We start from the raw sequence: 2,833 nt of genomic DNA on the forward strand, positions 1-2,833 counted from the left end.
CTCAGCAGGGCAGTATTTAAGTGCTGGTCAGATAGGAGCAGCTGCCAGTAATTTTGCCCATCTCAATAATCAATCCAGCCTTGGGCCGGTGATTGATCAGGCGAGAACTAGTGCCGCTAATTTAGCCGATAGCGGCTCTACAGCATTAGGAGTTGCATCAATTTGGAGTCCGCCTCCGATTGACGTATTGGCTGCGGGAGGAGCTCTGGCGCTTAAAGGTACTAGTTATTTTTTAGCTCCACCAAGTAATAGTCAAATAGGGTATGACATATTTTCCTCAGCTATTCCAGTTTTTTCACCTCAAACTAAAGGCATTCAAACTGGCATTGCTATCGGCACGGCTATCTTGCAACCTGTCATTGTTCCGCAGCTTGAAGGCAATGGTAAAAAATGAAACAGGATAATAAGGGTCAGAAAGATTCCCTAACAAGTCTTGAGTGGCGTGCTTATCAATGGGTTTGTTGGGTTTGTGTTGTGGGGGTTTCAAGTTCTCTATATATTTTTTATACGGATCATGATTTATTTAAAATCACTATATTAGCTGAGTCAATTTTCGCGGTGGTAGGCTATATTTTCCGTTACGGGCTTAAGAATGACATTCGAGTCTTAGACCTGCGACGATTTGGCGGCGGCGATTAACAAAATGTTGCAACCCTTAAGTACGACTCCTGCTGGTAATGGTGGTGGTTGTGGAGCAGGTGCAGTAGGCGCAGTAGTAGGAGAGCTCACTGCTCAATACGCCAGTAATACTGGCATGACTGATCCTGCTGCTATCACCGCCCTAGCCAGAGTGATGAGCGCTACTGCAGGACTCTTAGTCTCAGGAGGTGATGCAACCGCAGTCAATGTGGCAGCGAGTATGGGGGCTAATGCGGCGCAGAATAACTGGGATATGCATAACACCAGCAAGCAATCCAATGGAACATATGTCAATAATGCCACTGGTGAGAATTATTCAGCTCAATGTGCCACTACTGATTGTCTTCTGTATGGTGCAAACCGAAATGGATCTGTCCCGGCCAATATTGCATACGATAAAAAAGTAGCTGCCAATGGATTAAATGCACTAGGGCAGGCGGCTACTGTTGTGCAGTTGGTTGCTCCAGTAACGACATTTATTACCGCTCCACTTGGTGCCTTGTCGGCTGCCGGAGAGGCTGTTTTAACTAATTCCCCTAATCCCGCTGTAGATTTTGGCGTTTCTATTGTTGTAACGGAAGCGCTCAAAAAGATGGGCATTCCCAGTAGAGGGGCTGGCTGGGCCGGATCAGCGCCTGGAATCCTCGTACCCATAATCCGAGATTCTTCAAAATGAACTCTAAATTTGCTGCAATCATCGCTTGGATGATTTGGGGTTTATGGTGTACTTATTTATGGTTTTTAAAACCTGTCTACGAAGGCTTTTGGTGGCAATTTTGGCTTACTGGATATTCAAATTTTTTATTTACCCAGGCCATCCAGAGAAAAACGCTCTATGTAAGCGGTCCCCTGCAATTTCCCTATCCTGATAATTGGGCCGATAAGATTTCTTATTACTTCACCGCCGTCATAGGGTGGGTTATATATCTTATAGCTAAGTTTGTATGACCAGCCTAGCCACTCAAGCTGCCATCTCCCTTGCCAATAACCAAGGAGATCTTGGTAAGACACTACAAGATTTAGGTAGTGATAGTGCAGTGAAAAATACCTTAGCGGCGATGGTTACTGCAGGGGTAATGAGTGGGGTAACAGCTGCTACCGATACCATGGGCACTTCTGTAAACTCTTCTGGTAATTTACAAGTCGATAGCGTTGGTGCACGAGTAGGCGCTGTCGGTATTCGCACAGTAACATCCGCAGGTCTATCAACAACACTTCAAGGCGGAAGCTTTCAAGACAATTTAACTACCTCAGCTATTTTGTCAGGCGCTAGTGAGGCATATTTAGATGTAGTAGGTCGAAATGCGACAGGATTGCCTGGGGAGGCAAGAGAGAGTGCGCACTATGAACCCAACCCTGACGGCACCCCACCTTTGGTCAACGGAAAAGAAGGTCAGAATTTTGGGAACAACAATAATTCTGGTTGCTTTGCCTGTCAGCAAGGTGCATTGAGTAACTTTGTTAATCCTCTTGGAAATGATATTGGAACGTTTCACGATACATGGACTCAGCGCATTCAGAATGCACAAGGAGGTCAACCTGTGACACCCTTCCAAAACATTAGCACAATGCTGCCAAGCGCAATCATTGCTCTACCAGCAGCTTACGATCAATCGGGATTAAGGTATCTAATGCCGCCAGTGATCCAGTTAAATCAAGACCAGCAAAAACAAAAAGCAGGGGACAATTAATGAAAAAATTCATCCCCCTATTTTTTTTATTAACAACATTTATGTCTTTAAGTGCTTGCGTACCAAGATCAAATCAATATTCGCTAAATACCTTAATTGGAGAAAACTACGCCAAACTCGAAGCCAAGTGCCCCCAGTGTTTTGATTACAGGTTAACGGGAACTGCGGATGGGGCAATTCATCTTCCAGACGGTAGATCCTTTCGGAAGGGCGAACCCAACCCAAGCGCGGTTGTTTATCGCGCAACCCCTACCGAAACCGAGTACTTGAGAACTTGGCTTGTAAGTTGCACCTACATACTAACCGTCCGAAAATCTGATGGAATTATCACAAGCTGGAGGTATGCGACAGAGGATCGCAAGAATTGCGTGGTTTGGTGACCTCATGACCCAAAACAGCTCTAACAGTGGCAAGATCAGTCAAAGCCTAAACTACAGCACTATCAATCTACAAGATGCTCATGGCAATACTCAAAGCCCCACCTTCAATGCCACAGGTGGCAT

Annotated in this window: 5 protein-coding genes; all 5 read left to right on the forward strand. The window is 45.4% G+C overall.

The window, feature by feature from the left end; translation table 11 throughout:
- Positions 1-394 (forward strand): hypothetical protein (locus tag ACIQZ3_RS10485; RefSeq protein ID WP_397392902.1); only part of this gene is annotated, 394 nt, incomplete at its 5' end.
- Positions 395-643: 249 nt separating this feature from the next.
- A complete protein-coding gene (locus ACIQZ3_RS10490; protein ID WP_397392904.1) occupies positions 644-1,315 on the forward strand; it encodes a hypothetical protein in 672 nt (223 codons plus the stop codon).
- Complete coding sequence (locus ACIQZ3_RS10495) at positions 1,312-1,587, forward strand: hypothetical protein (protein WP_397392906.1); 276 nt, start codon at positions 1,312-1,314, stop codon at positions 1,585-1,587. Before ACIQZ3_RS10490 ends, ACIQZ3_RS10495 begins: the two co-directional genes overlap by 4 nt.
- Positions 1,584-2,330: a DUF637 domain-containing protein gene (locus ACIQZ3_RS10500; protein ID WP_397392908.1), complete on the forward strand. Its 747-nt coding sequence runs from the start codon at positions 1,584-1,586 to the stop codon at positions 2,328-2,330. The genes ACIQZ3_RS10495 and ACIQZ3_RS10500 overlap by 4 nt, the downstream gene beginning before the upstream one ends.
- Before the next feature lie 318 nt (positions 2,331-2,648).
- A partial coding sequence (locus ACIQZ3_RS10505; protein ID WP_397392910.1) for a hypothetical protein occupies positions 2,649-2,833 on the forward strand: 185 nt, incomplete at its 3' end.

The sequence above is a fragment of the Polynucleobacter sp. genome (genome assembly GCF_044342855.1).
Lineage (GTDB): Bacteria > Pseudomonadota > Gammaproteobacteria > Burkholderiales > Burkholderiaceae > Polynucleobacter.